We start from the raw sequence: 6,729 nt of genomic DNA on the forward strand, positions 1-6,729 counted from the left end.
GACCGCAAGCTTCCGCCCGGCCGCCGCCCGCTGACGCGGGTTCGCGGCTCCGCACCCACCCTGGGGGTTCGATGAAGATCGCCGTCTTCGGCGCCACCGGCGGCACCGGCAGCGTCGTCGTCCAGCAGTTGCTGGCCGACGGCCGCGACGTGCGCGCCACCGCGCGCGGCCAGGACGCCGCCGCGCGGCTGCGCTCGGCCGGCGCCGAGGCCGTCCTGCTCGACCTGACCTCGTCCCCGCCCGCCGAGATCGAGGCCGCGCTCGACGGCTGCGAGGTCGTCATCAACGCGGCGGCCGGGCGCACCGTCTCCGGCCGGCAGGCGCGGAAGGTGGACCGGGACGGCGTCATCAAGGCCATCGACGCGGCCGAGCGGGCGGGCGTCAGGCGATGGGTGCAGGTCTCCATGATGGGCAGCGACAACCCCAGGCGCATCCCCCTCTCCCTGCGGTTCCTCCTGTGGCGGGTGGCCGCGGCCAAGGGCCAGGCGGACGAGTACCTGGTCCGCTCGGGTCTGGTCTGGACGGTGATCAGGCCGCCGTGGCTGGTCGACGGCGGGCCCACCGGCTACGTCACGGTCGCCAGGAACCTCGACGGCGGCTCGATCTCCCGGGGCGACCTGGCGGCCGTGGCCATCGCCTGCGTCGACCAACCCACCACCCACCACCGGCTGTTCGACCTCTCCGGCGGCGGCGTCCCGATGGACCAGGCGCTGGCCTCCGTGGCCGAGCTCTCCTGAACACCGGCCGCCCGCCGACCGCTCACCGTGCGACCCCCATCGAGGAATGGAAGGCAAGCCATGTCCACCAAGGTCGTATTCGTCCATGGTTATCCCGATACGCACCGGCTCTGGGATCCGCTGCGCGAGCACCTGCGCGGCTATGACACGGTGGCCCTCGACCTGCCGGGCTACGGCCGGGACATGCCGAGCGGCCTCACCGGCACCCGCTGGGAGCTCGCCGAGTGGCTCACCGGCGAGCTCCGAAGATTCCGCCGACCCGTGCACGCGGTCGCGCACGACGTCGGCGGCATGGTGCTGCACAGCGTGCTGAAGAACAACCCCGAGCTGCTGCGGAGTTGGGCGCTCACCTCGACCTGCGACCCGGACTGGCCGTGGCACCACAACGCCCGGGTCTGGCAGACCACCACGCTGGGCGAGGCCGCCAGGGACGAGTACCTCGGCTACCCGCGGGAGTGGCAGATCATCGGCCTCGGCGAGGCGGGCGTCCCCGAGTTCCACGCGCCGGTCACCGCCGAGTACTACGACGCCACCATGTTCAACGCCGGTCTGGCCTTCTACCGTTCGGCCGTCTACATCGGCGACTGGTGGCCGGAGGAGAACGCCGAACTCCCGCCGGGACTCGTCATCTGGGGCAACCACGACCGCTACCAGGCGCCCCAGCACGGCGTGAAGCTGGCCGCCCGCACCGGCGCCCGCTTCGTCGCCCTCGACGCGGACCACTGGTGGCCGCTCGAGCAGCCCAGGCAGGGCGCCGAGGAGTTGCGCCGGCACTGGGCCGCGGTCGAGCGGGGCTGAACGGGCGGGGCGCGGCTCAGCTCGGCACGTCCTGGATCAGCCAGAGCCGGTCCAGGCTCCACCACGGGTCGAGGAGGGTGACCCAGCTGTCGCCGTGGTCCGGGTGGGTCAGGCCCACCACGAAGCGGGAGTCCTTGAGGCCGATCTGGTAGAAGTCCCCCTTCCGCCGCAGCTCCCACTGGTCCCGGGCGTCGGCGAGCGGCCCGATCTCCAGCAGGATCGGCCCCTGGTACCTGACGTTCTCGTAGACCGCGCTGGTCTCGCTCTTGCGCAGCGGCTCCATGTAACGCCCGCTGCTGACATGCCCGATGACGAACGTGTCATCGCCCGACTTCGCGAAGGCCCACCGGTGCGTGCCCTCGAGCTCCTGGTAGTCCGCCCGCAGCGCCTTGAGGTGCTGCCTCTTGTTGATGAAGGAATCGGGGATCAGCACGCCCCCCGAGTGGGCGCTCACGATCATCTTCTCCCCGGAGACCAGCTCCTCCAGGTCCATGGCCATCCTGCCCTCGCTTCGTGCTCGTGGGTCATTCCTCCAGGACAATCCCCACATCACGGCTGATCGGCCCATCACTTCACCCGTAACGGTTAATTAGTGTCATTACGCGCTCCTCACACAATGGCCGCGCGGGCCGGGGTGACGTGGACCCCACTTGAGACTTCTCGCGCGTCGATGCTCCAGGACAACGAACAGAAAGCGTCTGAAGTCCCCACTCCTGTCCAATGAAAGAATTGATGCCGCAAGCCTTCGGACCAGGACAGGAGACGGTCACATGAAGTTCCTACTCGAGGTCGATCTGGCGGACGCGACGCCCGAGGGCGAGGCCGTCCGCGAGCTCGAGCGGATCCTCCGCTACTGGGGCGGCAACCTCCGCCACTACGCGCTCGAACCCGGCGAAGTGTCGGCCGTCTACGACTCGGCCTACCGCGAGGTCGGCCGGTGGCGGGTGCTCGACCCCGCCACCGGCTCGGCACCGAAGTAGTCAGCGCTCGTCCGGCCGACAGCCGCCTCCCGAGCCGGTGCTCTCGTCGGGTCCCGCGCTTGGCCAGTCAGTCGACCACCGGGTCGTAGGAGGGCTGGACCAGAGCGCTGATCAGGCGGGCGGTGATGCCACGGCCTGGCCCACCGAGATCCAGTGACGCCGCGGTCACCGCGCCGTCTTCGTGGCCGGCCGAAGGTCTGCGGGTCGACGGGCCGCTGGGCCCTGGGAAGCCCGGCGACGACGAGCAGGGAGGAGTCGGTCACCAGGCCCTCGACCAGGTTCCTGTCGATGCTCTCCCCGCCCTCCAGGGTGATCCAGTGCCTCTTGTTCATGTGGTGGCCGGGGGTGATGTGGCTGTTGTGTTCACGCAGGTACTGGGATTCGCCAGGGTCCGCCTTGAGGATCACCACCGGACGCCCCGGGACCTCGGTCATCAGCATGAAGACCTTGCCGCGGACCTTGAAGACCTCCCAGTCCGGGCCGAAGGGATGCTCCAGAGTGGCCCCGGGGAGCTCCTCGGCGCGGTCAGCGGCGGTCTTCTGCAGTTCCGGCCCGTTCATGGTGGTCACTCTTCTGGTTGGTGCGGGCGAGGGATGCTGCCCCGGCGGGTTCGGCGACACCGGCGTGTCAGCCCGGGCCGCATCGCCGCGGGCCAGGGTTCCCGGCCCCAGACCGCCTACCAGCGCTTTCTGGACGCCATGGACCTCCACTTCCGGGACCTGCGTCGGGTCGAGGACCACGCCCGGATGCTCGGCTGCTCCGTGCGCACCCTCAGCCGCGCCGCCCAGGTCGGCACCGGCCGGCCGCACGGGACGTCGTCGCCGAGCGGCGGCTGCCAGAAGCGCGCCGCCTCCTGGGCCGCGCCCAGGGGCCCGCCCGCGCGGTCGCGGACCACCTCGGCTTCAGCGATGCCGCCGACTTCGGCCGTTTCGTCCACCACCGCACCGGCCTCACCCCGGCCGCCCACCAGGCTCACCGAGATAGAACCGGGAGTTGACCGACCCTCATGGCCGGTGCTCGTCGGCTCCCCGGCCTCGCGGGGCCGAGGAAGCGCGGCGGGCCGCCGGACGGACACCGAGGGGGCACGCGTCAGGCCCGGGAAACCATCCGGTGCGTCACACGCGCTCCCCTCGCTCCCCCTTCCCCTACGCGGCGGTCGCCCGGCCGAGCTTGATGACATGGTCGGTGCGCATGGCGAGCCGACCCTCGGGCGAGGCCAGGCCGTGCCGCCGGGTGTCGGCCAGCAGCAGCCGCCACTCCTTAGCCGGCAGGTCGAGCCGGTCGAGCACCTCCTCGGGCGTGGGGTTGCCGATCTCGTGGTGGTGGTCGGGTGCCCAGGACGGCGGGGCGCCGTGCCAGCCGATCAGCAGCACCCCGCCGGGCGCGACCTTCTCGGCCGCCGGGCGCAGCACCTGCCGAATCGGCATCTCGTCGGGCAGGTAGAGGTAGTGGGCGCTCACCAGGTCGAAGGGGCCGTCAGGCAGCGAGGCGGTGAGATCGCGGTGCTGCCAGTCGATCCGGTCGTCGAGGTCGGACCGCCGGGCGTCCTCGGCGCCGCGTGCGAGCGCCGTGCGCGAGATGTCGACGGCCGTGACCCGCCAGCCGCGCGCGGCCAGCCAGAGTGCGTCGCCGCCCTCGCCGCAGCCCAGGTCGAGGACGCGGCCGGGGGTCAGCGCCGAGACCTCGGCGACCAGGTCGGCGTTGGGGTTGCCGCTGAACCTCCGCTCGGCCGACCGGTACATCTCCTCCCAGATCGCCTCGTGTTCCTCGTTCACGCGGTCACCTTCCCTTCCCGCGCGGCGCGGGCCTCGGCGACGGCCCGGCTGGTCTCCTCGGCGATCAGGTCGGCGTTGATGGCCGCGGCCGCCCGGACGCCGGCGGCCGCCGCGCCGACGACCTGCTCGGCGAGCTGGGTGACGTTGCCAGCCACCCACACCCCCGGCACCTCGGTCGCCCCGGTCGGGTCGGCCGGCACCCGGCTGCCGACCACCTGGCCGCCCATCTCCTGCTCCACCGGCGCCAGACCAAGCGCGGCGAGCAGGTCGCTCCTTGCGGCGAAGAACGGCGCGACCGCCAGGGCCGCGACCGGCACCGTCCGGCCGTCGGCGAGGTCGACGCCCGCGAGCCGGTCGTCAGCCACCCGGAGCCCGGCCACCCGGCCGGTCACCACGGTCACGCCGCGGGCCGCGAGCCGCTCCCGCCGCTCCTCGCCGAGGTCGGGCGCGGTGTGGGTGAACAGCGTCACGTCCACGCTCCACTGGCGCCACAGCAGCGCCAGGTGCTCGGCGTGCTCGCCGGTGCCCAGCACGCCGATGGGCTGGTCGCGCACCTCCCAGCCGTGGCAGTAGGGGCAGTGCAGGACGTCGCGCCCGAAGCGCTCGGCCAGGCCGGCGACCTCCGGCAGCTTGTCCACCAGGCCGGTGGCCACCAGCAGCCGGTCGGCCAGGACCGCGGAGCCGTCCGCGAGGCCGAGCCGGAAGCCGTCCTGGCCGCGCTCGGCGGTCACCACCCGGCCCTCGGTGAAGCGGGCGCCGTAGCCGGTCGCCTCGGCGCGCCCGCGCGCCAGCAGCTCGGCCGGCGGGGTGCCCTCCAGGCCCAGGTAGCCGTGGACGCCGTCCGCCGGCGCGTTCCGCGGCCGCCCCTCGTCGATCACCAGCACCGAGCGCCGCGCCCTGGCCAGCACCAGGGCCCCGCTCAGTCCGGCGGCGCCGCCGCCGACCACGACCACCTCGTAGCGCGGCGCGCCGTTGTCTTCTGCCATGTTCCGGTACCTCCATCACCTTCTCGGCACACTGGAAATGGTCGGCCCGCCACTGCCGGCTTGACAAAATCGTTTGCCGTACCGGCAAATGAAGAGCATGACGGACGACGACGAGCTGGCCACGGTGCTGAGCGGGGTGGGCGGCCGGCTGCGGGCGCTGCGCCTGGCACACGGCGGCACGCTCGCCCAGCTCAGCGAGACCACCGGGATCTCGGTCAGCACCCTCTCGCGCCTGGAGTCCGGGCAGCGCAAGCCGACGCTCGAGCTGCTGCTGCCGCTGGCCAGGGCCTACCGGGTGCCGCTCGACGAGCTGGTCGGTGCCCCCGAGACGGGCGATCCCCGCATCCGCCCCCGCCCCTTCACGCGGCACGGCCAGATCTTCGTGCCGCTCACCCGCAACCTGGGCGGCCTCCAGGCGTACAAGCAGATCATGCCGGGGCGGAAGGAGGGCGAGGAGTGCGGCACCGAGCAGCGCACGCACGAGGGCTACGAGTGGTTCTACGTCCTCTCCGGCCGGCTGCGGCTGCTGCTCGGCGAGCACGAGCTGATCATCGCGGCGGGCGAGGCCGCCGAGTTCGACACCCGCATCCCGCACGGCTTCTACAACGCGGGTGAGCAGCCCGTGGAGTTCCTCAGCATCTTCGGTCCCCAGGGCGAGCGCATGCACGTCCGCGCCCGGGGCGGTCGCGGGGCGGCCGACTCACGGCCGGACTGATCGCTCCCTCGCCTCCCCCAGCCGCGTCCTGGCGAGCACCACCAGCGCGGCGCCCGCCACCGCGCCCGCGCTCAGGAAGCCGCCGACGGACCGCCAGGACAGCACCGACCAGCGGGACTGCGCCGAGAGCAGCGACCCGACGCTCAGCCAGGAGCCGGCCGAGACCACCGAGAGCGCGGACCCGATCGAGCCCACGGACAGGGTGCTGCCGACCGACCCGACCGAGAGCGCCGAGCCGACTGACCCGACGGAGAGCACGGACCCCACCGAGCCGATGGACAGCACCGAGTCCTGCGACCAGAGGGAGAGACACGAACCCGTGGAACATTTGGACATGGCTCCCATCCTGCCTTCCCGCACTGGCGCGTGCCGGCCGAATCCGGCTACGGTCCGGCGCGTGGACCACCTGTCGGAGATATCGTTCCTGCTCCCCGAGACCCCCGAGTCGCGGAGCTTCCTCGACCAACTGCGCTCGCTGTTCGCCGAGGTGCCGTACGCCGACGCGGGTCAGCGCCTGACGCTCACCCCACCGCGCCCCGCCGGCGCCCGCCCGGTGACGTCCTTTCGCCTGGCCGACGTGCCGGCGCCCACGGTCGCCTTCGACACGGGCCACACCATCGGCGCGCCGGACCCCGGCGAAGGGCACGAGACACGCACCCTGACGGCCACCGTCGAGATGGCCGACCTGACCGGCCGCCTCGCCGGCCTAGCCACGATCGCCGGCCTAGCCGCCATCAT

9 protein-coding genes and 2 pseudogenes are annotated in these 6,729 nt (G+C 72.6%); 5 read left to right on the forward strand and 6 right to left on the reverse strand.

Annotated elements, in window-relative coordinates; all coding sequences use genetic code 11:
- The first annotated feature begins 71 nt into the window (after nucleotides 1-71).
- A complete protein-coding gene (locus tag E1265_RS31355) occupies nucleotides 72-737 on the forward strand; it encodes an SDR family oxidoreductase (protein ID WP_132934360.1) in 666 nt (221 codons plus the stop codon).
- A gap of 60 nt (nucleotides 738-797) precedes the next feature.
- Nucleotides 798-1,535 (forward strand): alpha/beta fold hydrolase, encoded by a 738-nt coding sequence (locus E1265_RS31360; protein ID WP_132934361.1) that lies wholly within the window; start codon nucleotides 798-800, stop codon nucleotides 1,533-1,535.
- Between the two features lie 16 nt (nucleotides 1,536-1,551).
- Here E1265_RS31360 and E1265_RS31365 read toward each other — a convergent pair whose 3' ends face one another.
- Complete coding sequence (locus E1265_RS31365; protein ID WP_132934362.1) at nucleotides 1,552-2,034, reverse strand: hypothetical protein; 483 nt, start codon at nucleotides 2,032-2,034, stop codon at nucleotides 1,552-1,554.
- Between the two features lie 271 nt (nucleotides 2,035-2,305).
- On the opposite strand from E1265_RS31365, the gene E1265_RS31370 reads away from it, so the two are divergent.
- The gene (locus E1265_RS31370; protein WP_132934363.1) at nucleotides 2,306-2,515 is read left to right on the forward strand and encodes a hypothetical protein; all 210 of its coding nucleotides are present in this window, start codon (nucleotides 2,306-2,308) and stop codon (nucleotides 2,513-2,515) included.
- Nucleotides 2,516-2,703: 188 nt separating this feature from the next.
- Here E1265_RS31370 and E1265_RS39910 read toward each other — a convergent pair.
- The 4 genes and pseudogenes from E1265_RS39910 to E1265_RS31390 form a co-directional block, all read right to left on the reverse strand.
- Nucleotides 2,704-3,075 (reverse strand): annotated as a pseudogene (locus E1265_RS39910) (MmcQ/YjbR family DNA-binding protein); the annotation flags it as partial.
- A gap of 116 nt (nucleotides 3,076-3,191) precedes the next feature.
- A complete protein-coding gene (locus tag E1265_RS40850) occupies nucleotides 3,192-3,455 on the reverse strand; it encodes a hypothetical protein (RefSeq protein ID WP_165953943.1) in 264 nt (87 codons plus the stop codon).
- Nucleotides 3,456-3,660: 205 nt separating this feature from the next.
- Nucleotides 3,661-4,290, reverse strand: a complete 630-nt coding sequence (locus E1265_RS31385; protein WP_243741245.1) for a class I SAM-dependent methyltransferase — start codon at nucleotides 4,288-4,290, stop codon at nucleotides 3,661-3,663.
- Nucleotides 4,287-5,276 carry an NAD(P)/FAD-dependent oxidoreductase gene (locus tag E1265_RS31390; protein WP_132934365.1) on the reverse strand — a complete coding sequence of 330 codons (990 nt, stop codon included), beginning with the start codon at nucleotides 5,274-5,276 and terminating at the stop codon, nucleotides 4,287-4,289. The genes E1265_RS31385 and E1265_RS31390 overlap by 4 nt, the downstream gene beginning before the upstream one ends.
- A 97-nt stretch (nucleotides 5,277-5,373) precedes the next feature.
- Here E1265_RS31390 and E1265_RS31395 point away from each other — a divergent pair, with 97 nt between their 5' ends.
- A complete protein-coding gene (locus E1265_RS31395; RefSeq protein WP_132934368.1) occupies nucleotides 5,374-5,991 on the forward strand; it encodes a helix-turn-helix transcriptional regulator in 618 nt (205 codons plus the stop codon).
- Here E1265_RS31395 and E1265_RS31400 read toward each other — a convergent pair.
- Nucleotides 5,977-6,327 (reverse strand): hypothetical protein, encoded by a 351-nt coding sequence (locus E1265_RS31400; RefSeq protein ID WP_243741246.1) that lies wholly within the window; start codon nucleotides 6,325-6,327, stop codon nucleotides 5,977-5,979. The genes E1265_RS31395 and E1265_RS31400 overlap by 15 nt on opposite strands.
- 61 nt (nucleotides 6,328-6,388) lie before the next feature.
- Between E1265_RS31400 and E1265_RS31405 the strand changes: the two are divergent.
- Nucleotides 6,389-6,729: pseudogene (locus E1265_RS31405) on the forward strand (hypothetical protein); the annotation flags it as partial.

This window comes from Streptomyces sp. 8K308 (genome assembly GCF_004348315.1).
Classification (GTDB): Bacteria; Actinomycetota; Actinomycetes; order Streptomycetales; family Streptomycetaceae; genus Streptomyces.

Excerpts from the sequence above, each read along its gene's own strand:
- E1265_RS31355 (WP_132934360.1), top strand. The coding sequence starts at position 72 with ATGAAGATCGCCGTCTTCGGCGCCACCGGCGGCACCGGCAGCGTCGTC.
- E1265_RS31360 (WP_132934361.1), top strand. The coding sequence starts at position 798 with ATGTCCACCAAGGTCGTATTCGTCCATGGTTATCCCGATACGCACCGG.
- E1265_RS31365 (WP_132934362.1), bottom strand. The coding sequence starts at position 2,034 with ATGGCCATGGACCTGGAGGAGCTGGTCTCCGGGGAGAAGATGATCGTG.
- E1265_RS31370 (WP_132934363.1), top strand. The coding sequence starts at position 2,306 with ATGAAGTTCCTACTCGAGGTCGATCTGGCGGACGCGACGCCCGAGGGC.
- E1265_RS31390 (WP_132934365.1), bottom strand. The coding sequence starts at position 5,276 with ATGGCAGAAGACAACGGCGCGCCGCGCTACGAGGTGGTCGTGGTCGGC.
- E1265_RS31395 (WP_132934368.1), top strand. The coding sequence starts at position 5,374 with ATGACGGACGACGACGAGCTGGCCACGGTGCTGAGCGGGGTGGGCGGC.
- E1265_RS31400 (WP_243741246.1), bottom strand. The coding sequence starts at position 6,327 with ATGTCCAAATGTTCCACGGGTTCGTGTCTCTCCCTCTGGTCGCAGGAC.